The following is a 26,804-nucleotide window of genomic DNA, read 5'->3' as shown; positions in this document are numbered from 1 at the left end:
ATGGCCCGTTTTTTTATAGACCGACCGATATTTGCCTGGGTAATTGCTATTGCCATCATGCTGGGTGGTCTGATGTCCATTTTCAGTTTGCCACTACAGCAATATCCAGACATCGCACCACCTGCGGTTTCTGTTAGCGCCAGCTATACCGGGGCTTCTGCAGAAACCGTACAAAACTCAGTTACCCAAATTCTTGAGCAGCAAATGACAGGGCTGGATAACCTGCTTTATATGTCATCCAGCAGCAGCTCATCAGGCAGTGCAAGCATTACCCTGACCTTTGCCTCGGGCACAGACCCGGACACAGCCCAAGTGCAGGTACAGAATAAAGTGTCTCAGGCTGAGTCGATGTTACCTGATGCGGTGAAAAATTCAGGGGTGACGGTATCGAAGTCTGGCGGCGGCAGCATGTTTATGGTGCTGGCGTTTACCTCTGATGATGGCAGTATGACGGATACCGACATTGCAGACTACATGGTATCCAGCCTGCAGGACTCGATCAGCCGGGTTAATGGTGTGGGTAACGTGAGAGTGTTTGGCTCAGAATACGCGATGCGGATCTGGCTTGACCCAGAAAAAATGCGCAAATACTCATTGATGCCTTCTGATGTCACCACTGCTATTTCACAACAAAATACCGATGTTAGCTCAGGCGCATTAGGTGATTTACCCGCGATTAATGGCCAGCAGCTGAATGCTACAGTGACCTCGCGAAGCAAGCTGCAAACCGTTGAGCAATTCGAATCAATTGTTCTTAAGTCTGATACCAGCGGTGCCACGGTTTATTTAAGTGATGTCGCCAATATAGAGCTAGGCTCTGAAAGCTACTCAACTTCTGCCAAGTTTAATGGAAAGGCGGCTTCGGGTATGGGCTTGGAGCTGGCCACAGGTGCTAATGCGCTGGATGTTGCTGAAGCAGTAAAAGAAAAGCTAAAAACCCTTGAACCTTATTTCCCTGATGGTTTGAGTTACACGATCGCTTACGATACAACACCCTTTGTAAAAATCTCTATTGAAGAAGTCGTGCAAACCTTAATGGAAGCGATCGCGCTAGTTGTGTTGATCATGTTTCTGTTTCTACAAAACTGGCGTGCAACCTTGATCCCGGCCATTGCAGTGCCTGTGGTATTGCTAGGTACTTTTGGCGTATTAGCGTTGTTGGGTTATTCCATTAACACGCTTACCATGTTCAGTATGGTATTGGCCATCGGCCTGTTGGTAGACGATGCCATAGTGGTGGTGGAAAACGTCGAGCGGGTAATGTCTGAAGAGGGTTTGTCACCACGAGAAGCTACTCGCAAATCGATGGGGCAGATTACCGGGGCGCTAATCGGCATTGCCATGGTATTAACTGCCGTATTTATCCCGATGGCATTCTTTGAAGGCTCCACAGGTGCTATTTATCGTCAGTTTTCAGTCACCATTGCTGCTTCTATGTTGCTTTCTGTGGTAGTTGCATTGACCTTAAGCCCAGCGCTGTGTGCCACTTTCCTGAAGCCTATTGAGAAAGGTGGCCATACTTCAACCAAAGGCCCACTAGGTCGCTTTTTTGCTTGGTTTAACCGCTGCTTTGACCGTAGTGCCAACCGCTATCGTAATGGAGTAAAGCATGTTGTTCGCTACCGTAAGTCGAGCATGCTGGTCTATTTAGGCATTATTGGCATTATGGGTTTATTGTTTGTGCGCCTGCCTACCTCATTTTTGCCAGAAGAAGACCAGGGCATGTTGATGGTGATGTATAACGCTCCAGTCGGCGCTACCCAGGAGCGAACCCTGAAAAGCATGGACAAAGTGGCCGAATTTGTCATGCAACAGCCTGAGGTTGAAGGCATCTTCAATGTGGCAGGTTTCAGTTTTGCCGGTAGTAGCCAAAACGCGGGGATGGCGTTTATCAAACTCAAGGATTGGAGTGAGCGAGAAGCGTCTGCTCAGGCAATTGCAGGGCGGATTACTGGGGCAATGATGGCAACCATTAAAGATGCTCAGGTATTTGCACTGACTCCCCCTGCTATTTCCGGTTTGGGCTCTAGCTCTGGCTTTACTTTGCAGCTACAGGACCTGGGTGGTAATGGCCATGAAGCGTTGGTTGCAGCAAAAAATCAGTTACTACAATTGGCAGGCAATAACGAAAAACTCACCGCTGTTCGCTACAACGGGCTTAATGACTCGCCGGTGTATCAATTGGATATCAATGATCAAAAAGCAGGTGCATTGGGGCTTTCTTCCTCTGATATCAATAACACCTTATCAACGGTGCTGGGTAGTAACTATGTTAATGACTTTATTAATAAGAGCCGGGTGAAAAAGGTGTATGTGCAGGGGGAGGCTTCGTCGCGAATGCTGCCTCAGGATATTAGCCGCTGGTATGTGCGAAATAGCGAAGGGAAAATGGTGCCATTTTCAGTCTTCTCTAATGGTCATTGGGATTACAAGCCACAAGTGCTGAACCGCTTTAATGGTACTGAAGCGATGGAAATTACCGGCAGCGCAATAACAGGGGTGAGTTCTGGTGATGCGATGAATGAAATTGCCAGCTTGGTAAGCCAGCTACCTGATGGTATCAGTTACTCTTGGTCGGATATGTCCTATCAGGAACAGGCGGCAGGGTCACAAGCCATTTTGCTTTATGCCGTATCACTGGTGTTCGTCTTTTTGTGCTTGGCTGCGCTTTATGAAAGCTGGTCAATTCCGGTCTCAGTCATACTGGCTGTACCTGTCGGTATTGTAGGTGCTCTGGCTGCCACTTGGTTGCGTGATTTATCCAACGATATTTATTTCCAGGTAGGCTTGTTAGCTACCATGGGGCTGGCGGCGAAAAACGGTATTTTGATCGTTGAGTTTGCTAAAGACCTGGAAGAAAAAGGAGAGTCTTTAATATCGGCAGTATTGCAAGCAGCACATCAGCGGTTACGGCCAATTATCATGACCTCTTTAGCCTTTTTATTAGGTGTATTACCAATGGTGTTAAGTTCTGGTGCTGGTTCTGGTGGTCGACATGCGCTGGGTACTGGGGTGCTTGGTGGAACCTTGTTTTCTACCCTATTTGGTATTTTCTTTGTGCCGTTATTTTATGTGATTATCCGTTCGCTATTTGGAGGAAAGAAAGCTGCAGTGCAGCCAAAGCAAAATGCGCTGTATAGCCAGGAGGCTGAAGTATGAAACCACTGCAAAAAATCGGCTTATTAATACCTGTATTAACCATGGCAGGGTGTGTCAGCTTAGCCCCGGATTATCAACGACCTGACTCACCTGTAATGGCAGAGTGGCGGGATACTCAGGCTGCTCAGCAAAACTCATCAGCCGTTGCTACCAATAAAGTTATGGCTGCAATTAAGTGGCAGGACTATTTCCAAGATCCCAAATTACGCCAGGTAATTAACCTGGCGTTAACTAACAATCGTGATCTACGGATTGCTTTGCTAAATATTGAGCAAGCACGGGCTAAATACGGAATTCAAGAAGCTACACTATGGCCATCTATTTCGGTGAGCAGTAGCAAAACCGCATCACGAACCCCAGCGTCAGTTAATGGGGGTGATAGTGCCACCATCAGTCATCAATATGAGGCTGGCATTGGTTTTAGCAGCTATGAGTTGGATTTATTTGGCCGAATTAGCAGCTTGAAAGACGAGGCGCTGGAAAGTTATTTATCTACAGTGGAAACCCAGCGCAGCACCCGTTTAAGCTTAATTGCTGAAGTGGCAAATAACTGGTTAACGCTGGCAACCAATCTGCAATTACAAGCCCTCGCTCGGCAAACGCTTAATAGCCAGCTAGAAACCCTTAAACTAACCCAAAAAATGTACAACCAAGGCATAGCCTCAAAACTAAACTTGGCTCAGGTTCAGTCCAGTGTGGAAACTGCCCGCGTTGATGTCGCTACTTACAAAGCGCAAGTGGCTCAGGATCGTAATGCACTGGAATTAGTGGTAGGTACTCAGCTAAAGGATAATTTGTTACCCACAGTAAAACTGGAAAAAACAATTGCACTAGCGCCAATCCCTGCCAATTTAAAATCAAGTGTGTTATTGCAGCGCCCTGATGTATTAGCAGCGGAGCATAGTTTACAAGGAGCTAACGCCAATATTGGGGCAGCCCGTGCAGCTTTTTTCCCTACTATTTCTCTTACGGCATCTGCCGGGCGTAGCAGCAATCAATTAAATGACTTATTTAGCAGTAGCAACCGCAACTGGTCATTTACCCCTAGCATTAGTCTACCCATTTTTAATGCAGGGAGTTTAAGTGCTTCACTGAAAGAATCTAAAGTGAGGCGTGACATTGCGGTGGCTGAATATGAAAAAACGATTCAAATTGCATTTAAAGAGGTCGCTGATGTTTTATCCGTGAGGGCATCATTGGATGAACGATTGAAAGCACAAAAAGCCTTGGTTAAAGCCAATTCGCAGAGTTATACCTTATCCAATGCTCGCTACCGTAATGGCTTAGACAGTTATCTTGATGCTTTAGACTCACAACGGCAGTTGTATAGTGCTCAGCAGGCGTTAATTCAACTGCAATTAACTGAATACAGTAATCGAGTGACGCTATTTAAAGTGCTTGGGGGTGGGACTGAAGCGTAAATATACGCTTTGCGTTCCCCTTAGCGGGTTTTGTTACCACCAAGGATGGTGGGAATGTAGGAGTATTTAACTATCACCTCAGTTATTTATACCCAATGCGTAGGGTTTTTAGGGGAGACTGTCGAGCGACGAAGTCCCTTGAGCCTATGAATAATAGGTGATTGGGATGAGGAAGGATGACAACAAACCTTAAAAATCATTCGTGAAGGGTATATATGAAACTGAAACCTGGAAAAGAGTACTTGATTTATCCTTTAAGGAAGGTGAAATGCTTGAGTATATTTCTCAATTATCAACTCAAATGCACCGGAATCTTTACCTTTCTTTAAAGCCGAATTAAATTTAGCTAAGAAATCATGGGCTGCTAATTTTTTTGAAATGCCAAGATAATTAGGATCTCTGACGATAGGTTTAGGAATAATTGTAAGCTCGTCTCTATTTTTAACTAATGATGGATATGATGATGCTTCATTGTATATTGTCATCATATAGCCTATTTTACCTGGGCCAGCAACTGCCATATCTGCATGTCCGGAAAGAACTAACAATAAGCTTTGAGGCATAGAGTTGCTCCATACAGGCTTGAGAAAACCCGTTTTTATAAGATTATCAAATTCATTTCCCTTGCTAGATCCCCTTTCAAGTGCTATCGATTTTCCTTTAAGGTCTTTAATTAAATTAAAACTGAATACGTTATCTTTCCTAACTGCTAGAACAACATCATCGAAATACATTACATCAGAGTAATCAAAAATCTTGTCTCGCTCTTCATTCCATGATAATCCGATGATACCGCCATCACCTTCTAATGCATGATGGTAAGCGCGCTTCCAAGGATATAAGCGTATATCAAAGTTATAGTTAATCTCTTTACCTATCCAGCGCATAATATCTACCAAAATTCCTTTAGACTGACCATCTTCAATGTAGTATTTTGGAGGTTTAGAGTCATAACCAAAGATAATCATATCTTTGCAAAAGGTTGTTGTACTTGTAAAAGCTGTGAAAATAATCAATAACAACGTGATAAAATTACAGAAGTTCATACCTGTTCTAACCACTGAAGCTCAAAAGAGTAGTGAGTTGTATGTCAAGCTTAGGTTTTTGAAGCACATACAAAATTAGTGTCATTAAATTATAGTGCAGTTCAAGTAAAACCTAGTAATTTATATAAGGAGAAATTTTAAATTGAAGGGTTCTCTCAAATTCCTATGGTGTTTGAAGGTTAAATTGGTGTAACCACTCTGATTTAAGCGTGCAAAAACAATTGCTAATCCAGAAATAGATTCCGGGCATTTTTTACCCAGCTGCGGCATATTTACTTAGAGATACTCTTAATCCTATCAAGCAGATAGATTCAGCTATTATATAGTCATAACCTGTAAGGCGCATAACAATGTTTAAGGCTAGTATCGATGAATCGGCGTAGCGCCATTAAATATCTGCTTACCGTTAGCGCCAGTTTAAATCCCATTCTGGCGGCTTTTAGCAGTACAGATCCTCTGCTATTGAAAGAAGAGCAAAAAAAGGCAAAGCTCGCCAAATATATCTTTAATTTTGCATCCCCCTACTTTAGTGATAAATATTTAACAACGCCTCATGCTCACCATGAGATTAAACAACTCATTGAGCAATATACTCACAACCAAGTTTATGTTGCCATTCATGATGGGGGTAGTTTTGGCATCGGTAGCGCACTGTCAAGCAGTGTGATTTATGGGCAGGTGCAGGGAGCGCTGTTATCCATATCCAACCTCACGCCTCGAGCCCCTGCCTTGGATATTATCAATATTCCATTCTGGTGCGCCAGTGCAGAAGGTTATCAACGTCTAGTGAACTCCAATATTTGGCGGCAGCATGTATTATCTCAAGCGGCTCATGTGACGGTACTCTTTCATTATGTGGTGGGTTCCAGAACAGCATCCTCTACTCGCATTTATGGCAAAACCATTAAGTCGCCCGGAGATCTTAATGACGTGAGATTCCGAGTCCCCGCATCAGAGTCTTTATTGCACTTTTATCAAATGGCAGGTGCAAAACCCACATCCATACTGTGGGGGCTAGCTGCAAAAACAGCCCGCCTTAATCGTTATGATGCACTAGATCCTTCAGTCATAGGTCTTTATTCCGGCCCGGATGAGTTAAATAAGGAAATCGGCGTGATTTCCGAAATAGAATCAGTACACGACGGTTGGGTAGCTATTGCCAATAATCATTTTATACAATCACTCGACAAAAGCACTCGGCTAGCCTTTTTTGATGCCATTGAAGAAATCAGGCATAAACAGTTTCTCTTATATCAACGCTCTTATAACCACTGTCGGCAGATATTCTCCCAAATGGGTGTCAATATCTATCAGCCATCCATACAGGAGAAAGAAGCATTCAAGCTTGTGTTTGGTCACCAAAGGAAAGAATGGAATAGTATTAAAGAGAAATTGCTTGGCCCGAAATGGTCTAGTATTTTTCAGCAATTAGTAGAAGTGACATATTCCTAAAACTCATTCGCGAAGGGTATAGGACAAGTGATAGCTATCTGTCCATAAAATTCTTTTTTTACTAGGGTTGTAATATGCTATGCCATAAGCCATGGTGGTTTCGGTATTATTATCGTGTTGTTGAGGAACAAAAGATTTAACTTTAATATGAATACCACCTATGCCGTTAGTGTCACCTTTGTAGTTAATATTATAAATACTAAGTGTTTGTAGAACTATGTTGAGTATACGTTTGGTTTCTTTTTTTATTTTATAGGGAGTAAGTTCTTTAGAATTATTTAATAATAATTGGAAGCTTAATCTATCTTTTGCCATTTCAATAATATTTAACTCACCAGTTAGCCTTGATATTTGGCTTTGGATTGTAGTGAATAAGTCAGTAGGAAAGCGAGGTGAATAACCGTAACGTATAAAATTGTATCGAAAAGGGGTGATGTCCTGCTGTGTTGCTGAGGCAGGAGACTCAGCTGTTACATCAATTGTGATTTTATGACTGTATGGATTGATCTTGTTTTCTAGTAATATGCTAATAGCAGTATTGGTAATAGCTTTAATGTGACTAAGTACAACGGAGTCTGCTAACAAACCTGGTTTTTTATATTTTATTTTAAACTTAAGATTATTTTTTGTTTGCTGAATAAGGTCTATATCGATATCAATAAGATTAACTTGATTTTTTAGCTCTTGAAGCAAATTGATGGGATAGAAGTCATTTTCGTTAGAATTCTGTTCAACTCCTGTTGAATTTTGGTTACTGATTTTTTGTATGAATAGCAGCAAGATAATGACAGTAACGATGATCATTATCGTTGTCAATCTTGTTAGCTTCTTTTGCTCTACAATCTGCTGCATATAATACAACACCCAGTCAGATAATATTATCAACACCTAAAATATATTTTTTGTTGTCATGCAGCCTTTTGCACATGATTTCAAACTAAGTAAGCAGTGTAATACTTAGCAAAGCTTACAATGCAAATTTGCTTTATTGTAGTATCTATGCAAAGTACTGAAAGGGTACATGTAACTAAAAGGGTAGGCTAAGAATCTGAGTAAGAAAAGCTGTATTAATACTGTTGTCTTATGAATAGTGTTGCCTATATATGCTATTTGACGGAGTATTTAATTGATACTTTGAAGGCTAATGTAAATAAAGTTGTAAGCTAGCTGAAAAATATGTTACTTGTATATATGATGACTGTATTCGTATGGCGTCTATTTTCTGTGTTATGAGTTGTTGAGTTTACACATACCCTATATAAAGGGTATTACCTTTGTTTACAAAAAGGATAAATCCAGTGGATCAGCTGATTATTGTTGCAAGAATCGAAGCATTTCCTGAGCATGCAGAGTTTGTTAAACAAGAGTTATTAAAGCTGGTTGAACCCTCTCGGCAAGATCCTGGTTCAGTACAGTATCAATTACATCAAGATAACAGTAACCCGGCGCTATTTTTTTTCTATGAAGTATGGGAAAACGAAGTGCTGTTTCAAGAGCATATGCAAACAACTCATTTAAATAATTATATTGCTGTAACAGAAGGAAAAATAAAAGATTTTTCAATGAATGAGCTAGCTGTAATCAGTTGAAATAAGAGGCTGAAATCTGGCGGCTAATTTATATCGGCCGCTAGAAACGTTTAATTATAAATAAATTTGAGTTTTGCCGGTAAGTATTTATTTGAATAATGGCCTTAGCTGTTCACGTATAAAGTTTATGAATACTTTTATTTTAGCTGCTGGATATCGTTCGCTATAAAGTGCATAAACATGTATTTTAGGTAGTCTATAGTCAGGTAGTAATCTGATTATGCTTCCATTGATAATGTCTGTCTTAGCAATTACTTCTGGTGTTGCTGTAATGCCTAGCCCACTTTTCATCATTTGATAGGCGACAGCAGATGAATTTGTTGATGCTTTTTCTTTTATACTTATCTCATTCTGTTTGCCATCTGGCCCGGTTAATAGCCATTGAAAATTGGCCATTGAGCTTAGTGTTATCCAATCCATTTTGGCTAATTCTTCAAGAGATGTTGGTTGGCCAACACTATTGATATAGTCTCTGCTTGCAACAATGACAGCTTCTGCCTCAGTAATGTGGCTTCCATAATAGGGCCAGTCTTTTGTCAAACCTATTCGAACTGCTACGTCAATATTGTTTCTTTCGAGGTCTGCTAATTCATCACTGGCAATCAAATCAATGCTTACATCTGAATAGGTTGATTCAAATTTATGAATAATTTCAGGCAATAACTCCAAGCACATGTCGTTTTTTGCTGTAACCCTTAACCGGCCTGTAGGAATATGCTTTGAGTTTTCGACAAGCTGAAATATCTCTTCACCCAACTGATTAAGCTGCTGACAACGAGATAGCAGTCGTTTGCCTGCGGTTGTTAATGTCACTGATCGAGTGCTTCGGTTTAGCAATTGTACATTTAGTATTTTTTCTAACCGTTGTATTTGATCACTCACATGCGCTTTACCAAGCCCAAGTCTATCCGCTGCTTGGGTAAAAGATGACTCTTCAGCAACCACGGCAAACATAGCAAATTGCTTTAGGTATTTAAGCTTATCGTATTTCATTGTTCGTATTATGCAGACAATATGTTTGAATATCTATTATTTATTTTTCTATCGAGGGTGGATAAATTTAGCCGCAACACAAACAAACAAAAGGCTGACGCAAATGAAAGCTGTAACATTATTAATCGCGCTTGCATTCATATCTCCTATAACAACAGCAGATCCACATGACTCCTATCGAGAGGTTAGGGACCACAGTTTAACGATTGATCAAAATAGTCACGAACAGGCTACTGATTTAAAGCCAAAGCTGGTTGAAGAAGATTGTTCATTAAAATCAGACGGTAACTGTGAGGGTAGTGAGGGTGGCGATGAGTCTTAACTCCCCCTTTACACTCAGATTATTACCAAGGAAAGAAGTCTGATCGTTTCGTTTCCATTTAAGGTCAGCAGTTACACAACCAACAAATATTGAAAACATACATGCCAATTACTCACAGCGAGCGATTAATATCCTATATCGAGCCAAAAGCTAATCCCAATTGGTAAGTGTGGTCATTGTCATCAACACTCATAAGTAGCAATAACATGACAGAGTGGGGAGAGAATTATGACTAACACTGGCAAGTGCCCTTTTAATCATGCAGCAGGCGGTGGTACCTCTAACCAGGATTGGTGGCCTAATCAACTTCGTCTTGAAATTCTGCGTCAGCATTCTTCCTTGTCTGACCCGATGGATAAGGATTTTAATTATGCAAAAGAATTTAAAAGCTTAGATCTTCAAGCGGTCAAAAAAGATCTGTACACCTTAATGACTGACTCACAAGATTGGTGGCCAGCTGATTATGGTCATTACGGCCCATTATTTATTCGTATGGCATGGCACAGTGCAGGCACCTATCGTACGGGTGATGGTCGTGGTGGCGCAGGTACTGGTAATCAACGTTTTGCACCAATTAATAGTTGGCCAGACAACGGCAATCTGGATAAAGCCAGAATGTTGTTATGGCCTATCAAACAAAAATACGGCAGAAAAATTTCTTGGGCTGATTTGATGATTTTGGCAGGTAATTGCGCCCTTGAGTCTATGGGTTTCAAAACCTTTGGTTTTGCTGGTGGCCGTGAAGATGTTTGGGAGCCTGAACAGGATATTTACTGGGGGAGTGAATCAGAGTGGCTGGATGATAAGCGTTATTCTGGTAAGCGAGACCTGGAAAATCCATTAGCTGCGGTACAAATGGGGCTGATTTACGTTAACCCTGAAGGGCCGAATGGTAATCCTGATCCTGTGGCATCTGGTATCGATGTGCGTGAAACCTTTGGCCGGATGGCAATGAATGATGAAGAAACCGTAGCCCTGGTTGCTGGTGGGCATACCTTTGGTAAGTGTCACGGTGCAGGTGATCCTGGGCTTGTTGGTCCAGAGCCAGAAGGTGCCAGTATTGAAGAGCAGGGGCTGGGTTGGAAAAACAGCCACGGTACAGGTAAAGGTGGAGATACCACCACCAGTGGTATAGAAGGGGCCTGGACTGCCAATCCTATTAAATGGGACAACGACTACTTTGATATTTTGTTTGGCTATGACTGGGAGTTAACCAAAAGTCCAGCAGGTGCCCATCAATGGGTGCCTAAAGGTGGTGCGGCAGCGGATCTGGTGCCAGATGCCCATGATTCAGCTAAACGGCATGCCCCCATCATGACTACGGCTGACCTGTCATTAAAAATGGACCCTATTTACGAGCCCATTGCCAGGCGTTTTCAAAAAGACCCAGCAGCCTTTGCTGATGCTTTTGCCAGAGCTTGGTATAAGCTGACTCACCGTGATATGGGACCACGGGCACGCTATTTAGGTAATGAAGTCCCAGACGAGGAACTGATCTGGCAAGACCCTATTCCTGCAGTGGACCACGATTTAGTTGACGATAAAGATATAGCTGCTCTTAAAGGCAAAATACTGGATTCGGGGCTTAAGGTTTCTGAGCTGGTCTTCACCGCTTGGGCATCGGCTTCCACATTCCGTGGTTCTGACATGCGTGGTGGTGCCAACGGTGCACGAATTCGGTTAGCCCCTCAAAAAGAGTGGGAGGCAAATGAACCTGCGCTATTATCGAAAGTGATCAACACCCTTGAGAATATTCAAGCCGAATTTAACGGCAGCCAATCAGGCAACAAAAAGGTTTCGCTGGCAGATTTAATTGTATTAGGTGGCTGCGCGGCGGTAGAGAAGGCGGCTAAGGATGCTGGTCAAAATATCACAGTACCATTTACTCCAGGCCGAATGGATGCCTCGCAACAACAAACGGATGTGGAATCCTTCTTGGCACTGGAACCTATTGCAGATGGCTTTCGCAACTACCAAAAAGGTAGTTACAGAGTTTCCGCCGAAGAACTGTTAGTGGATAAAGCTCAATTATTATCTTTAACCGCCCCTGAGATGACCGTGTTGGTAGGAGGGATGCGAGTTTTAAATACTAATACAGGACAAACTAAGCATGGTGTTTTCACCGACCGTCCGGAAACCTTAACCAACGACTTTTTTGTCAACCTGCTTAATATGAAGACCACCTGGAAATCAATATCAAAAGACGACACATTGTTTGAAGGACGCAACCGGAAGACAGGTGACGTAAAGTGGACTGGTACTCGTGTTGATCTAATCTTTGGCTCAAACTCTCAACTGCGTGCATTAGCAGAAGTTTATGCCACAGCAGATTCACAAGAGAAGTTTGTCAAAGATTTCGTTGCCGCCTGGACCAAAGTCATGAATCTGGACCGTTTTGATGGTGCTAACTGAGGGTAGACAACAGTTGGTGTAATGCGGCGCCAACACAAATACCTACTAGGTAATCATTTAAAAGGCGATGCTTCATAAAAGAAATGTCGCCTTTTTTGGTTATGCTACAGCTGTAGCTTATATACCCGTCGCGATTGATTTTTAGATTTTAATATACAGCATGAATTGGGTAGTGACTCAAAACTGTGTCTACTCATATTTGAAGGCCAAACTCATAGCGATTAATAAAAAGTCCAATTACAATATCATGCATTTGATTGGTCTTTGAAAAGCAAATGGTTTTTCTGGTAAGGAGTTTAATACGAGTCCCTAACGTTAGGTGTTTTCGCTCTATTTTTTGAGTGTTTCTTTTTCCTATAATATGTTGTTCATCTGGAATATGTCGGCTATATGCTCTTCAGTCATCTGTACAAAATACCTTAATTTTAGAGGGTTTCAACAAGGTTTGTAATGTTTGAAAAGCTTCATCTTTTCTAGAGGCTAATACATAAGCTAAAACCTTACCTGAAATAGAGTCAATCGCATGCCATAGCCATCGCTGATTGACCTTGGACTTCACAAAACTCCACATTTAGTCCACCTCAGCAGAAATGACTTGTTCAAGTTTAACTTTAACATTACTGGGATTATTAAGTTTTCTAGTAACGGTCGATTAACAGCTTGTAGTTGGTATTCTTTTTTTATTGTATTAATGACAGTATTTTGGCTGACACCCGTTACTCAAGCTGTATCCCTAACACCACTGCCACAAACGTTATCTCATCCAGCATGCCTTACTAACACATGATGATTATACAGCAAGTGCCATATACTTTGAAAACACCTGTATTGAGTGAAAATTATACAAACCAGTCTTTGGACATACTTTTGAGGCACAACCAAATATTCATGGTGCGGAAACAACCGTTGTTATCAGTGAGGACTCTGTCAATACTGACTCAACAATACAGTTACTCGAATACTTCAAACGGCTCTGGAAGGTTTTTAAAAAAAAGGTCTTGTATAACAAATTTTATGAGACATTTGCAGTATTTAAAAAGGCTTGTAGTCGATTTATTCAACAACGTCATCAAAATATGCGACAGAACCGATATTTATTCTCCCATATATTTTTTCATTAATACCTCTACATTACCTTCTTTTACAATTTGATGTAAAGTATTTTGAATCAGATCAAACTGCTTCATATAATCTGATTTCTTGGAGATACCAAAATAGAAAGGGACATCAGGTGTTGGCCGAAATACAGCTTTTTCAAATTTACCTTGAAATCCATATTTATGTATTAAATAATCCCCTTGTGATTCGGTATTCACAATGGCGTCTATTCGTCCTGCTTCTAACATACGTAGATTTTGGATTACATCCGTGACAGCATTTTTTTTAATTTTACTGTCTTCATCAAATTTGTTAAAATATCTAACACCTATTTTAACACCAACTTTCAATCGATAGATGTCTTCATATTTCTTTATTAAATGACCGTTACCCTTAAGCAAATAGAATATTTTAGATGTTTTTTTATTGACATAATATGGTTCAATATATTGAATATAAACTTCTCTATCAGACCTTTTTAACAGTCCCGTCATAATATCAACAAGCCCACTCTTCATTAGAGCAAGACAACGCTTAAATGGACATTCACTATACTTTATTTTTAAACCTAAACGACTTGCTATATCCTTAATAAGTTCACCATCAATTCCTTTTAACTCTCCTTCTTCAACAATTTTCCAAGGTGAAAATTCACTTGTAGCAACAACTAATTCTTTACTCCAGACAGCGCTGGTAAATACATTAATAGTAAAGATACAAAAAACAAGCCACCTTTTTACATCCATCATACTATCCTTATTAAAAAAACCATTATATGGTATCTAATAATAGATTGTTCTTTGTATTAGGTGTAGTCTGATCGGCTCCGTCGAAAATATGGCTTTGTTGGCCTCTAATTGAACCATACCCAGCCGAACCCCTTAACAGCTTTTCTCAAACTTTCGCCCAACTTGCTCACCATATTTCACAAGCGTTTCAATTCCTCGTTGTGAATTAACCAGAATGTCTTGATCAGCAACGCGGGCATGGGGTTTGCCTGTTAAGGCTTCAGCTGGTGTCTTTCCTACTAGATTAGGGGGGTGACTACGCTGAAAAGGCCAGTGATTTAAAGTGTCATCTTTGTAGACGTGTGTAGCTGCTAAAAATACTTTCATTTGTGCGCGTCTACTGAATGGATACTTAAAAATAAACTGCTACCTCTCAACTCCCCATTTTTTCTCAATTGATTTCAGTACCTTATTTGCTTCTATCTTCTTTAAACCTCTGATGAAGTCTTGAATTAATTCTGAAGCTTTGGGGTTTGTCTTTGATATACCTAAATACATAGGAACTGTCTCAAATGGCACCAAAGGCTTGTATTTAGAAGATAAATTATTCGATTCGAGGAAATACTGTGTCGCATAAATCCAACCAGCCACTGCAGTCACCCTACCAGCTTCAAGCATTCTAAAGTTTTGCACATCATTGTTTGTTTCTACTGTTTTAAATAATCCGTTCTTTATGGCTGTATTCCACCTCGCCCCGTAGGACCAGCCACGAATAACTCCCACTTCTAAATCTTTTAGTGATGAAAAATCATTTTTCCAGATAAAATGAACATCAGTTGGTACATAAAGAACTGCCTTGTCGACGTTTACCCTTTCACCTGAAAACTGATAAACTTTATCCCGATCTTTGTTCCAAACCAAAGGAAATATTCCGTCCACTAAAGATTTTTTCGAGGCATATAAGGCTCTAGCCCAAGGTAGATTATGAAATTCTATATCATAACCCTGAGTTTGATAGACTGAGATTATCAAGTCTATTACGTATCCTGAAAAAATATTGGATTGTGAAAAATCTTCTATCTTATTATATGACTTTTGCTCTAAGTGAATTACTTCTTTTTGTTCAATCTCATCTGGGTTGTGCCCTTTGACGAAGGTAAAAGGTGGGTATAAGCGGTCAGGTACCAACCCAATTGTTTTTGCTTTTACAAAAGAACTTAAAATTAGATAAAAGATAATTAACAAATACCAATTTGACTTTATAGGAATTTTCACTTGATACTCTAATAAATCGTATTAAAAGCACATTGCAGGTTAATGTGCTATTAACTAAAGACTAGCAAAACTTAACTACTATAAACAGTACTTTAGATAGTTTTAGAAAGTTGGCAAGCTGAAGTATTGGGGTTGTAGCTGCTCTCTCACACTTTATTTGAACTTTAGGGCCTTGTTCATCGTTTCGGCCACCACGTGCTATGCAGCCCTCCGTCGTTTAGCTGGCATAGCTGGATAATCTAAATGATCAATAAGGTATTCAAATAAATCTATTGGCTTCTCTTCGAAGAACCTTTCTGCGGCCGTCGTTCCATCAGCTCGTTTTATAAAATAATTGTGCACGACAGTTAGTGCTTTTAGTTTGCTATTACTCATTCTTTTCAAATTATGCTGCTTGAGCGATAGCTGCTCATTGCGGCCTTCTACGCAAGAGCTCGATCGATGGAATAACCTGGCGTTGTGATACTGCTCTCTCTCCAAATCTGTCAGAGACTGCCAACTGGGTTCCTCGTTGAGTGTTGCCCGTAACGCTTGGCTCTTGTTTTCCAGGTCTTTTCGTAAAGCAGCTTTAGACGCTTTTTTGGCCGTTTCAGCAAGGTAATAAATTGGGATCAGATGGTCACGAATCATATTCTTCCCCTCAGTAGACAACCCCAATTGCTTGAAATAAGCATTAACAGTGATCCAGAAAAATAGTATTGTAGCTACCATGGTGTCCACCTTTTTGCTCGCCTTATCAATGCGTTTTAAACTTTTATCTGATAATTCTGCATCTTCTGCCTCTGCTTTCGCTTGAGTTATATGACTATCATAGTCAATAGGGCGACCTCGTTTGCGTTGAGGTAATTGCTCATCACGCTTTTTGGCTGCCTGCCGCTCGCTGTTAGTGCGCTTTAAACAGGCTTCAAAATTGATGGTATTTTGAACTATTTCTTGTCGTTTTTTCTTGTTTGGATGACTTGATTTTTCTATCGTCTCCATTGATAGTTAATACTTCTTGTGTGGTTTGTTCTTGATTTTTGTTTGCACCTAAATCTTCCTAGATCAAGCCACACACTTCAACTATCTTATTCTTCCGATTCACATATTGGCACAAGCTCCTTGGTCATACTTAGATTGTCTGTTTATTAGGCAATATGGCCGAAACGATGAACAAGGCCTTTAAAGGCGATATTACAATGGATAGGTAGCATATCAATTTAGTCAACATATTTTCTTCCTTGAGCTTTTAGTTGTTAGTGAGTGTTATCATGGCTCATTATTGTTGTGATATTTTGCTGAAATTATTAGAGGTGCCCTTATGTTAGTTTAGCAGTGCATACTTGTGATTTGCTAATAATTTAAAAAAAAGAGTTTTTGCATAATGTGATTTTTGGGGGAAATATCATAAATTTGAAATATGTTAGAGTTTGCAGCTAATGGTTGCAAATTTAAATTATAACTGTTGATCTGGCATATGCTAAAATTCGAAATAATGACTTTTGGTAGTTGAAATAGCAAGCTTATTAGATGTCACATTACGAACAGTTATTAATATCATAATCAGCTTTCTTGAATAAAGCAATACAAGATAGTTTTAGAAAAAACAGCTCAGTAGAAATAGATAATAATGCTAAATCAAGTATACTGGTGCTTGCCTGTTGCAGTCCGCTAAAAGGGGTTGATTGGTGGATATTAAAGTTATTAAAGTTATTAAAGCTATTAAAGGAAAGAAGGGTTATAGTGACTTCCCAATAGTCATTGATAGATAATCTTATTGTCCTTAAGCATGTTGCCACTGCGATAAGAAGTGTATATAAAGTGATAAATATTTTTAGTTATTCTAGTTTGTTTATTAAGCAAGGTGATTGCTTACAACTATTTACGTTAAATTTCACGAGCTATTGCTTTGGTTTCGCGCTCTTAAAGCGACAATATTTCTACAAGTATTACGGAAATAGATAAGTGTACTTATGATGTTTAATGAAGTTTGCTCATACCTATGTCGTGTAGCAGTATGCTCTCTTACTAATTTAATGTTACAGTATATTTATTCGTAATGAGAATGCTTTCATGGAATAAGTGTTCACATAAGTATTATCTCTTTATCATTGATAGAAAATAATATTTATTGTGTGTAACGTTAACTAATTTTTTAGATGTGATCATGGCAATAATAAACAATATCATAGAAAATAAAACGATGAGTAGTTACTCAAAATCTACAGTTAAATGTTTGATGCTGGGTATTAGTCTTGTAAGTTTTTCATCTACTTATGCGCATGAGTTTCCTTCATTGGATAAAGCATACCAAAGTATACCTGATGCTTCGCAAGTATCATTAGTTGAGCAATATTATCCAGTGTTTGACTTTACTGGTAATAGCTGTTTGCCTGCTGCTGCTATCAGTCGTACAGGTAAAAAAAATGGTGGTCTAGGAACTTCTGGTACGATTACTGGAGATTGTCGTAAACATAAATTTCTAACAGCATCAAATACTTACCATCGTTGGACTAGCCAAACAATTAATGGTGTAAGTTATTCAGCACATTTATATGACTTGTATTTTGAGAAAGATCAGGTCGCCAATTATGTTGGTGGAGGCCATAGGCATGATGTAGAAACGGTCATTATTTATTTCACCAACTTACAACCAACCCATGTTGCAGTTAGTGCTCACGGAGATTACTCCTTGCGTGCCTGGAGTGGAGTGCCAAAAGAGGGTAATCACCCTAAAGTTGTCTACTATAAAGACCCAGATCCTTACGTAGGAATAATACCTTTAACTCACTCTTTTCGGTTTGCACACTCAGGAGAAAGCGTATCTAATCCATATTATAATGGCGCTTGGGTAACTCCAACTATTGTCAGTTGGTATGAAATGAAAGGGGATGGTGTAACCAACTCTACAATGAGAGATTTATTTAATGGCTATAGCTATGGTAAAGCAAGCTTTAAATTCAAAGACTCAAATTTTACAAAAACAATAAATAAAACTATACCAGCGGGCTACCCAGTTTTTACTGATTAAAGTATATTATAATTTGCCAGCTCAGATCTTGTACTATCACATGATATATTATGATAACGCAAGATCTGAGCATTTTTTTTATGCGAGTTATAGCGCTAGTTTAATTATAAACTGGAGTATCCAAATTATGATTTAAGTAATAAAAGGTATTTAGTTTGGGTTAATTCTGGATTTGCTTACTGTTATGTTGTTCAGTAAAATTGCTGTAGTCTTGAAAGTTTAATAGCTCTAACTTGAGCCACCTAAGTGTAATTCCAATAGTCTTATGAATGTTATAAATTCTTTCAATACTGTTATTTTTATATTGATCAGACAGCGAAAACTCTCTGACTTTTGCTGGGTGTCTTGCAAGTTTTATTGCAATATGTACTTTAGGGCTAGCATTACATGCGTGAGTACTTAGACCAGATAAGCTCACATATGCATTAAAATGTTCTGACTTTTCGTTTTTTTCAAGAAACAAATTAGCTTGAGACATTTGGAGCTCTAAACCATAGACCATTTCAAGAGCTGTTTGATTATTAATTACTCCACAATTGGTTTCATTCTGTACCCCAAGTAAAGCATTTTTAACGGACGTACTATATGAAATAATTCCTCCACCTAAAGCACCTCCAGCCCAATGTACTTTACTCAAAGTTCCTGCTAAGTTTCCACCAGTAATGCTTTCTGCTGTAGCGATCAGCCATTTCCTTTTATACAGCAAATCTCTGACTTCGCGCGCCAGTAGATAATTATCATATTCTAAACTGCATACTTCAGTTGGACTGTTACCACATAGTTCATTCTTACTAACTATTAGTTCTTCTGCTATTGAACTGTGGGTTGATATCAAGAAAGCTAGAATTCCAAGAAATAATTTCACAAATCAGATCCTTATTTTATTGATAGTTGGCTTTGGTTACAGGTTAAGTATGCTTCGGTAAGCAATACTTTTTAATGGTCATAACTAAAATAAAGCCATTTTATGAAGTATATTGTTATATGTGAGATTGTACATATAATTCTGCATAAGAATACTATATCAATCTTATGGTTAATGTAAATTTTTTTATGGATATGCTTTTTTATGTAAAGGGTACTGCCATAAATAAAGCAACTCTTGAATGGATAGTTTTTAATATACTGATAGTGCGTGGTTACTTTTATTTAGATAAGACAGCACCAAGAGTGGCTAGATTGGACTATAATGCCTGTGGCTTATATAGCATATAGAAGATATTTTAAGGAGATTAAACTGGTTAAAAAATATTATCTGCTTGAGTAATTATACCAGCCTGTGTTGCATTAATAGATTTAATATGTTTGCTTAAGAAGCCGATAGGTATATTTCCTGGGCTTTTTGACTCATATATTACTTGTTTAATCATGGGGATTAGTAGTTCATCTACCATTAAATAGTAGTCACTACTCAATGCTGCTATAGCACCATTCTTTACCCATTTCATATTGAAAGAGAATATAGGTATTTTGTTTTTGTCTGTTATAGGTTTAATTAAATATATGTTATTATAAACAACTTCGCTAGAGGCTGCTATTATCGCATCTACATTCTGATCAATAAGCTCTTGTGCAGCCTTAGGTAAATCTAGTTTTGTGTCGATTAATTTATATAAAAATTTTATTTGTAGTTTTTTAAAGGCATCTCTACACTCACCTGCTTCCACATATCTTGATTTGTTTTTAGCGTCAAATATTACACCAATTGTATCCATATTGGGAATTATTTTTTGGAAAAAACGAAGTTGCCTTTCAATTTGTACATAATATGATACGCCTGAGATATTGCCTCCAGGTTTTAATAGATTATTAATACCGAGAAGTGTTGGATTATTTACATTAGTAAGTAAATAACATAGGTGTTTGTTTTACAATATATCTTGCGAGGCTCATTGCATCTGAGGTGATGGTGATTATTAATTTATAATTTGATGAATCAAGGTAGTGTAAAGTTTTTATGCTTGCATTATTGTCATTCTCTCCTGAAAACTGCTTCACTATAACTTTATTGTCGTAGCTCAAAATTTTATCTTCAATATAGCTTGCAACAGTCCGCTCATTAGCATCTCTTCTATCATAATCAAAAATTGCAATAATAGAGCTAGTACCCTTTTGATTATGATCTGTATTTTCAGCTGTATCAGTTTGAGTTAACGCTTTCTCTGCATTTAGAGCAGTTGTATACCAAACAGCGCGTGGTGCCCCTGATATTATTGTGCTTAGCTCTTGTGCATTAATAGCACAGAATGAGCTCAATATATATAGACATATTATGTAAGTAAATAGCTTTATAAAGTTCAACATAATTCAACTTCTTATATGATCAATAGTATTTTAGTCCAAACTCGAAGAAAGTAGTTAGCTCACTCTTTTTGATCCTCTTGGCGATTAGCTCATAAATATGTATTCCCTTGGCAACTGTGCGTGAGTGCTGAATAAAGCCCTGATGGCATAATCTCAACAGTTTCACCCTTGTTGAGGATTACAGTGATTGAAACAGCAAGCAAATGGTTTGCCTGCATGGATGGTGCAGTGCGCTCAGGTCAAGTAGCTGCAAATGCTGTAATCGAAAATGTTTTGAAGAGGGAGTGAATCCAGTATTAAACAGGTATAGCTAGGGTACAGGGCATGTCTCACCCAACTACTATCCTCAGTTATGTCCGAGCTAATACGTTTTTGCTGTCAGACCTGAAGAATTGGCAATGCTACGCTATAAAACCATCATTGGTCCTAAGCTCAAAGCATGTCAATTACTGCAACAAAAAAACCGAGGCTACATACAGTATCAGTGCGCGAGTTAAGTAGAATGACCAGTCTTGGAGTGCAGTATACTCATTGATGACCTTAGTTTGTCGGTAAAGTAATCCTGAATTTTATTTTATATAAGTATTTATTGATTAATATCAAAAAATAGTTGTTGGATTAGTGTTAAAGGTTTTTATTTGTAGGGCATATTTTTATTGTTAACAGATTGTGCAGGGCGTGCTTTTTCTGAAAGATATATAGCAATTGATGTATAAAAAAAGACAGTAATTTTTATATATCAGTTATGATGCGATATTTTTAATTTAAAGATCATTTGTCTTATGTTATTGTTTAGCTGTAATGAAAAACGGTTGATTGTTAAGTATCAAATACTAGAGAGTTATAAAAAATAGATTAAACTAGTATGTGCCTTATATTGCTATATTTAGCAGGATTTTTTTATGCTAAAAAATTTTAAATTGAGTTTAATCAATCAGAAGCTCTGTTTTCCTAGATTATCACCGACATTTAATTCATCTCGTCGACAGTTCTTAGTCAATTTTTCTATCCTAGCTTCAGGTTCTGCTTTAGGGTTACATCATTCATTTGCCTTGGGCTCTACTCAATCGAGCTCAAGCAGTGATAGCCATTCACTTATATTTCAGAACCCAATACGATTTAATGGTCAACGACTGGACCCAGTGACTAATCTTTATCATTTAGGCCAAGGATATCGTGCTTATAACCCACGCCTGATGCGTTTTCATGTAGCTGATAGTTTAAGTCCTTTTGGTGAAGGAGGTATTAATACATATACCTATACTTTAGGAGACCCAATTAATCGAGTAGATCCTACAGGGCATATCAGTTGGCAGGCGGGTTTAGGTATAGGGCTTGGAGTGCTAGGTCTTATAATATCACTGGCTACACTAGGCGTAGGTATTTCAGCGGCAGTCGCTATAGCCTCATTTGGTGGTACAACGGCTTCAATTATTTCAAGCGCACTTGGGATTACCTCATCAGTACTCGGGGTTGCCTCGTCAGCAACTGGGATTGCTTCTGCTGCACTTGAAGAAAGTGACCCAGAAACATCGTCAGTGTTAGGTTGGGTCTCTTTGGGCTTAGGGGTGGGTAGTCTAGTAACAGGAGCCGTAGGCTATGGCATTGGTAAAGCGGCGGTTAACAGTCTTAAACGAGGCTTTGCAACAGAGTTGGTCATGGAAGAGAACTTGATGCCACTTACGCACCGAATGGGAGGGGTTAGTGTAAGAAGTGGTTTAATTCGAGGTCATGGCTATCCATTTAATACCGTGGTTAAATTTAATAATAAGTTAGCAGTGAGTGGTGCCAGACTAAGTGAAATGGCTCCGGTGGTAGCAGGTTCAGATACCATCGATTTAGCTACCTGTTTTGGTGCATTTGGACGTAAAGTTTCTTCTGCTCAATTATTAGCAAATCATACAGGTAGAACTGTTAGAGCAGCAACGGGTTATTATCGGGCAATTAATCATAGCCGAGACCTTAGTCGAGTATTTACTCCATTAACGGGCTTTAGAAGAACGACAACGAATATTATTGGACGAGGTGCTTCACAGGTTGCCCGCACATCAGTTCAAAGCTCTGCGGCTATTTATCATACTCCTTTTGTAACAGCACATTCTGTATTACCTAGCTTTTATAGAAATAAATAGCAATTAAATGACAGTGTTTCTATAGTGCAAACGTGTTTTACAGAAATATATTTTTCCTTAATATCAAGTAGTAGTAAAGCTGGCCGTTTATGAATAATCTATTTTCTAATGCATTTAATTTGTCGCAGTATTTATCAGGTAAGGTCGATCCTCGCACTGGGCAATTTCACTTTTCAATAAATCTACTTTCATATCTTGGCAATACACTTAATGGTCCAATAATTGATTTAGTAATCAGTTATAATAGTCTTAGCCAATCAAATCAAGGGTATGGCAAGGGTTGGTTAATTAATCTACCTTATTATGATAGTGCTAATAAAAAAATTTATTTATCAAGTGGGCAGGCATATCAGATAGAGTCTCAACGAAGCAGTAGCGAAAGTCAGTTAAAATACTGCAAATTAAAGGCATTTAAAGTTGATACGAGTAATGATAAAAAAATAAAAATTCTTCAGAAGGATGGAACAACAGAACAGTTAAACCAAGACGGTTTTTTAGAAAAAATTACGGCACCTGATGGTAGAGAACTGATCATTACTTATCAAACACCTACACGAAAAGGGCTTATTCAAACAATATCAGATGGTAGTGATCGAGCATTATCGGTTAGCTACAACAATAGCAAAGTTGTATTTACAGGTGCAGATAACCGTAAAATAGAGCTGTTTCTAACCCGAAGTGAACTCAGGCGTATTCAATGGCCAGATGGTACAAGTTCGAGTATTGAATACGACACGATTAATAGTTGCCGGGTAATCAAAAGAATAACTCACCCAACAGGTAAAACAGAAGTACTCAATTACTATCGTAACAAACTAAAAATACCTAATGGTGGCCCTATTCGTGCTATTCCAGCGGTACAAAGCCATCGGCTATATGGGGCTGGCATTGAAGATGTCATTAAACAATATGATTACAGTGTAAATAACTTCCTAGGCTATAAAGCTGGCGCCCGGTTTAAAGCAAATTTAGATAATTTATATGAACGTCAGCATGATTACCGCTATACCTCAACGGAAAGAGATAACCAACGAAAGATAGTCAAAACATACAACAAATTCCATTTGCTGGTGGACGAGGAGGTATTTGACCTGGATTCAAACAAACGCATCGCAAAACGTGCATTTGATTATTATGCAGATGTTAATACGATATTTTCAGATCAACCAGATCAGTATCAACTTCTTAAAAAAATGGACTTAACTTTTTATAATGCATCAGGTGGCTCCCGAGTTGAAACCAATGAATGGGAATATGATATTTATGGTAACTTATTATCTGAAACAGATGCTTATGGTGTCACGACCCGTTACAGTTACTATCATCCCGCTGGTGAAGAAAATTGCCCTGCCTCACCCAGTGGCTTGCCATTTTTACAAAAAAATAAGGCCAAATCGCCTTCAAGCAGGTATGCATCTGGTGATGAACAATGCCTAGTAGAAAACTATACTTATCGTAGTCACCCAAGTTTGATAGAAGGAAAAACATACCCTGTATTAGCTACGAGGACACTAAGTAATGAGCTAGGAAGTACACCGGTATCTAGTTGGGATACGACTTACTTTAATACTCCCAGTCAAGCACACCAACACGGTAAGGTTAAACAAGCTACTGAGTCTGTGGCAAATAACCAAACAGTGACAAGCTATACCTATACTTTGCTTGATGCGGAGTTGCAGACTCATCAAACGACTGCTCTTAAAAATGATCTTAGTTTTAGTGAATCATGGTATGAGTCATTGATGACTGGTGAAAAAACAAAGGAGGTTGATTCGTTTGGTGTTGTCAATCGTTATGAATATGATGCCCAAGGTAGAGTTGTTAAGGAGGTTATTGCAGAAGGCACGACTTTTGAACAAACTAAAGACTCTACTTATACGACAAGTCCTCAAAATACATTGGAAGTTGTATCAACAAGTGGCTCGAATCTGAAATATAAATATGACGTTCTTGGTCGTGAAATTGAAAAATATCAAACGGACACAAAAGGAGCTTTATCACTGATTGAAAAACGGAGCTATGATCTGGCTAGTCGACTCAGTAGCTTAACTATAGTTAATACTGATAAAGATGAAGAGGTGATAGAAACCACCACTGAGTATACATATGATTTATGGGATGAAGTAAAACAAATTACGCAACCCTCAGGGCTTAAGTTATGTATTGAAAATGATAAGGTTGCCAACAAAACCAAAGAATACCGTCAGAATACCAGTGGTAATCGATCTTACCAAATAGAAACCTATTATAATGAGCTGGGCAAAGCGACGACTGTTAAAATATATTCCCCTGCCGGTGAACTTTATAGTGATGCCGAAAAAAAATACGATGGTTTAGGCTTACTTGTTGAAGAAAAGGATGTCAATGGTATAACTATTACTTATAGGTACGATAATGCTGGACGTGTAATCACAGAAAACCGTGCTGGTAATGTACTCAGAGTAGAGAAATCTTATGACAGAGACTCATTAGAGTCTTGGTTGACTCAGATTAAGGTTAATAATCAAACAATAGGGACTCGTAGTTATGATGGAATGGGCCGGTTGTTAACTGAGACTAAGTTTAACCAGGAACCGACAACTTATCGATATGATACGTTAAGTGAAAAACCATCAGAAGTAACACTGCCTAATGGAAAGAAGGTAACCTATGAGTTAGAGAGTATTTTAAATGAAGTAAAAGCAATTAAACCAAGTGATGTTAGTCAAGCTACTCAATATACTTATTATGCCACCACTAGCCTAGTGCACCAAATAATCAATCCTTCAGTTGAACTAACCATAGAGTATTTCCCAAACGGTTTAGTGAAAGCAGAAACCAGAGGTGAATATAGGTGCCATTATGAATATTCACGACAAAATAACCTACTGAAAGTAACAGATTTTTTTGGTAATGAAGAAACCCATGAGTATGATGCGTACGGGCGAGAAAACAAAGTTACCAATAATACCGCTAATGAAAGTATAGAGATTAGCTATGATGGATTTGATCGTGTAGAAAAGGAGGTTGTGTCAAACACAGCAGGTCAGATAATTGAGCATGCGTATTACTATGATGACTATGACCGACTGCAACAAAAAATCAGTATTATGGCTGGTATACAGCAATGTAATCAGTCCTTCGAATATTACAAAGATAATAAGCTAAAGAAAAAAACAACGATAGACTTTCAACGTAATACCACTACTGAAGAATATCAATATAATGAATTAAACCGGCTTTCATTCATGAAAGCTCAAGGTCCACTCAGCCCAAAATATATCAATGAAAAAACCATTAAACAGCAAGTTTTTGAATATAACCCGCTAGGTGATATCACAAACGTTTCTACTGAATTCATAGATGGTGAAAATACAGAAACAGATATAGTCACTTATCAGTATGGTGATGAGAATACGGCTCAACTAATTACTATTAATCATTCGCATTCCAGTATCGAATCCATAGAAAATTTACAATATGATGCTAATGGTAATTTAACCTGTGATTTGGAAGGCAGAATTTACATCTATAATGCATTGAATCAACTAACAGTGGTTGAAGATCAAGCTGATACTTCATTATCAGAGTATCAATATGACGGGGTGGGGCAACAAATATCTCAGTCAGTTCCTAATCAAGCAGCAATAGATCTATTTTACAGCGGAAGCCAGCTGATTAATGAAAAACAAGGTGATATACACTCCCAGTATTTACGAAGTGGCTCTAGTTTAACCACAAGATATACAAAACAAAATGACAATGTTCAGAGAACACAGCTCATTACTGATTTTAAGGGTAGTGTTATTGGTGAGATCTCAGGGAATGAGAAACAGTTACTTAGGTATTCAGCCTATGGTTTAGAAAAGCACTAAAAAAATTAA

Annotated in this window: 19 protein-coding genes and 1 pseudogene; 9 read left to right on the top strand and 11 right to left on the bottom strand. The window is 38.7% G+C overall.

From position 1 onward, the window contains the following. A complete protein-coding gene (locus tag OQE68_RS08435) occupies positions 1–3,159 on the top strand; it encodes an efflux RND transporter permease subunit (protein WP_180569361.1) in 3,159 nt (1,052 codons plus the stop codon). Next, positions 3,156–4,580, top strand: a complete 1,425-nt coding sequence (locus OQE68_RS08430; RefSeq protein ID WP_180569362.1) for an efflux transporter outer membrane subunit — start codon at positions 3,156–3,158, stop codon at positions 4,578–4,580. The genes OQE68_RS08435 and OQE68_RS08430 overlap by 4 nt, the downstream gene beginning before the upstream one ends. Before the next feature lie 254 nt (positions 4,581–4,834). Here OQE68_RS08430 and OQE68_RS08425 read toward each other — a convergent pair whose 3' ends face one another. Continuing rightward, positions 4,835–5,626, bottom strand: a complete 792-nt coding sequence (locus tag OQE68_RS08425) for a substrate-binding periplasmic protein (protein ID WP_180569363.1) — start codon at positions 5,624–5,626, stop codon at positions 4,835–4,837. 369 nt (positions 5,627–5,995) lie between these two features. Between OQE68_RS08425 and OQE68_RS08420 the strand changes: the two genes are divergently transcribed. After that, on the top strand, positions 5,996–7,078 hold the full coding sequence (locus OQE68_RS08420) for a TRAP transporter substrate-binding protein (RefSeq protein ID WP_180569364.1): 1,083 nt from the start codon (positions 5,996–5,998) through the stop codon (positions 7,076–7,078). 3 nt (positions 7,079–7,081) lie between these two features. Here OQE68_RS08420 and OQE68_RS08415 read toward each other — a convergent pair whose 3' ends face one another. Continuing rightward, positions 7,082–7,930, bottom strand: coding sequence for a hypothetical protein (locus OQE68_RS08415; RefSeq protein ID WP_180569365.1), 849 nt, complete (start codon positions 7,928–7,930; stop codon positions 7,082–7,084). A 446-nt stretch (positions 7,931–8,376) separates the two neighbouring features. On the opposite strand from OQE68_RS08415, the gene OQE68_RS08410 reads away from it, so the two are divergent. Next, positions 8,377–8,667, top strand: a complete 291-nt coding sequence (locus OQE68_RS08410; protein ID WP_180569366.1) for a putative quinol monooxygenase — start codon at positions 8,377–8,379, stop codon at positions 8,665–8,667. Between the two features lie 87 nt (positions 8,668–8,754). Here OQE68_RS08410 and OQE68_RS08405 read toward each other — a convergent pair whose 3' ends face one another. Further along, on the bottom strand, positions 8,755–9,660 hold the full coding sequence (locus OQE68_RS08405) for a LysR family transcriptional regulator (RefSeq protein ID WP_180569367.1): 906 nt from the start codon (positions 9,658–9,660) through the stop codon (positions 8,755–8,757). 103 nt (positions 9,661–9,763) lie between these two features. On the opposite strand from OQE68_RS08405, the gene OQE68_RS08400 reads away from it, so the two are divergent. Both OQE68_RS08400 and katG read left to right on the top strand, forming a co-directional pair. Then, a complete protein-coding gene (locus tag OQE68_RS08400) occupies positions 9,764–9,982 on the top strand; it encodes a hypothetical protein (protein ID WP_180569368.1) in 219 nt (72 codons plus the stop codon). A gap of 228 nt (positions 9,983–10,210) precedes the next feature. Continuing rightward, positions 10,211–12,394, top strand: coding sequence for a catalase/peroxidase HPI (gene katG, locus OQE68_RS08395; protein WP_180569369.1), 2,184 nt, complete (start codon positions 10,211–10,213; stop codon positions 12,392–12,394). Positions 12,395–12,587: 193 nt separating this feature from the next. Here katG and OQE68_RS08390 read toward each other — a convergent pair. The 5 genes and pseudogenes from OQE68_RS08390 to OQE68_RS08370 all read right to left on the bottom strand — a co-directional run bounded on the left by OQE68_RS08390 (position 12,588) and on the right by OQE68_RS08370 (position 16,476). Then, a pseudogene (locus OQE68_RS08390) lies at positions 12,588–12,965 on the bottom strand (IS1 family transposase). A gap of 523 nt (positions 12,966–13,488) precedes the next feature. After that, positions 13,489–14,241, bottom strand: a complete 753-nt coding sequence (locus tag OQE68_RS08385) for a substrate-binding periplasmic protein (protein WP_180569371.1) — start codon at positions 14,239–14,241, stop codon at positions 13,489–13,491. Positions 14,242–14,373: 132 nt separating this feature from the next. Continuing rightward, positions 14,374–14,607: a hypothetical protein gene (locus OQE68_RS08380; protein ID WP_180569372.1), complete on the bottom strand. Its 234-nt coding sequence runs from the start codon at positions 14,605–14,607 to the stop codon at positions 14,374–14,376. A 39-nt stretch (positions 14,608–14,646) separates the two neighbouring features. Then, on the bottom strand, positions 14,647–15,495 hold the full coding sequence (locus OQE68_RS08375; protein ID WP_180569373.1) for a substrate-binding periplasmic protein: 849 nt from the start codon (positions 15,493–15,495) through the stop codon (positions 14,647–14,649). Positions 15,496–15,693: 198 nt separating this feature from the next. Continuing rightward, positions 15,694–16,476: a DUF6399 domain-containing protein gene (locus OQE68_RS08370; protein WP_180569374.1), complete on the bottom strand. Its 783-nt coding sequence runs from the start codon at positions 16,474–16,476 to the stop codon at positions 15,694–15,696. Between the two features lie 1,165 nt (positions 16,477–17,641). Here OQE68_RS08370 and OQE68_RS08365 point away from each other — a divergent pair. Then, positions 17,642–18,505: an NPP1 family protein gene (locus OQE68_RS08365; protein ID WP_180569375.1), complete on the top strand. Its 864-nt coding sequence runs from the start codon at positions 17,642–17,644 to the stop codon at positions 18,503–18,505. A 160-nt stretch (positions 18,506–18,665) separates the two neighbouring features. Here OQE68_RS08365 and OQE68_RS08360 read toward each other — a convergent pair whose 3' ends face one another. From OQE68_RS08360 to OQE68_RS08350, 3 genes are all read right to left on the bottom strand, one after another. Next, entirely contained in the window at positions 18,666–19,370 is a 705-nt protein-coding gene (locus OQE68_RS08360; RefSeq protein ID WP_180569376.1) for a CinA family protein, read from the bottom strand. 376 nt (positions 19,371–19,746) lie between these two features. Further along, positions 19,747–20,319: an ABC transporter substrate binding protein gene (locus OQE68_RS08355; RefSeq protein ID WP_180569419.1), complete on the bottom strand. Its 573-nt coding sequence runs from the start codon at positions 20,317–20,319 to the stop codon at positions 19,747–19,749. Positions 20,320–20,344: 25 nt separating this feature from the next. Then, positions 20,345–20,809: a hypothetical protein gene (locus OQE68_RS08350; protein WP_180569377.1), complete on the bottom strand. Its 465-nt coding sequence runs from the start codon at positions 20,807–20,809 to the stop codon at positions 20,345–20,347. A 902-nt stretch (positions 20,810–21,711) separates the two neighbouring features. On the opposite strand from OQE68_RS08350, the gene OQE68_RS08345 reads away from it, so the two are divergent. Together OQE68_RS08345 and OQE68_RS08340 are read left to right on the top strand one after the other, a co-directional pair. Beyond that, positions 21,712–22,941 (top strand): RHS repeat-associated core domain-containing protein, encoded by a 1,230-nt coding sequence (locus tag OQE68_RS08345; protein WP_180569378.1) that lies wholly within the window; start codon positions 21,712–21,714, stop codon positions 22,939–22,941. An 89-nt stretch (positions 22,942–23,030) separates the two neighbouring features. Next, complete coding sequence (locus OQE68_RS08340; protein WP_180569379.1) at positions 23,031–26,795, top strand: RHS repeat protein; 3,765 nt, start codon at positions 23,031–23,033, stop codon at positions 26,793–26,795. The last annotated feature ends 9 nt before the right edge of the window (positions 26,796–26,804 follow it).

The sequence above is a fragment of the Spartinivicinus marinus genome, assembly GCF_026309355.1.
Lineage (GTDB): Bacteria > Pseudomonadota > Gammaproteobacteria > Pseudomonadales > Zooshikellaceae > Spartinivicinus > Spartinivicinus marinus.
This window is presented reverse-complemented; position numbering and strand designations above follow the sequence as displayed.

Bases quoted from the DNA above. Each gene is read 5' to 3' on its own strand.
- OQE68_RS08435 (WP_180569361.1), top strand. From the start codon at position 1: ATGGCCCGTTTTTTTATAGACCGACCGATATTTGCCTGGGTAATTGCT.
- OQE68_RS08430 (WP_180569362.1), top strand. From the start codon at position 3,156: ATGAAACCACTGCAAAAAATCGGCTTATTAATACCTGTATTAACCATG.
- OQE68_RS08425 (WP_180569363.1), bottom strand. From the start codon at position 5,626: ATGAACTTCTGTAATTTTATCACGTTGTTATTGATTATTTTCACAGCT.
- OQE68_RS08420 (WP_180569364.1), top strand. From the start codon at position 5,996: ATGAATCGGCGTAGCGCCATTAAATATCTGCTTACCGTTAGCGCCAGT.
- OQE68_RS08415 (WP_180569365.1), bottom strand. From the start codon at position 7,930: ATGCAGCAGATTGTAGAGCAAAAGAAGCTAACAAGATTGACAACGATA.
- OQE68_RS08405 (WP_180569367.1), bottom strand. From the start codon at position 9,660: ATGAAATACGATAAGCTTAAATACCTAAAGCAATTTGCTATGTTTGCC.
- OQE68_RS08400 (WP_180569368.1), top strand. From the start codon at position 9,764: ATGAAAGCTGTAACATTATTAATCGCGCTTGCATTCATATCTCCTATA.
- katG (WP_180569369.1), top strand. From the start codon at position 10,211: ATGACTAACACTGGCAAGTGCCCTTTTAATCATGCAGCAGGCGGTGGT.
- OQE68_RS08385 (WP_180569371.1), bottom strand. From the start codon at position 14,241: ATGATGGATGTAAAAAGGTGGCTTGTTTTTTGTATCTTTACTATTAAT.
- OQE68_RS08380 (WP_180569372.1), bottom strand. From the start codon at position 14,607: ATGAAAGTATTTTTAGCAGCTACACACGTCTACAAAGATGACACTTTA.
- OQE68_RS08370 (WP_180569374.1), bottom strand. From the start codon at position 16,476: ATGGAGACGATAGAAAAATCAAGTCATCCAAACAAGAAAAAACGACAA.
- OQE68_RS08365 (WP_180569375.1), top strand. From the start codon at position 17,642: ATGGCAATAATAAACAATATCATAGAAAATAAAACGATGAGTAGTTAC.
- OQE68_RS08350 (WP_180569377.1), bottom strand. From the start codon at position 20,809: ATGTTGAACTTTATAAAGCTATTTACTTACATAATATGTCTATATATA.
- OQE68_RS08345 (WP_180569378.1), top strand. From the start codon at position 21,712: ATGCTAAAAAATTTTAAATTGAGTTTAATCAATCAGAAGCTCTGTTTT.
- OQE68_RS08340 (WP_180569379.1), top strand. From the start codon at position 23,031: ATGAATAATCTATTTTCTAATGCATTTAATTTGTCGCAGTATTTATCA.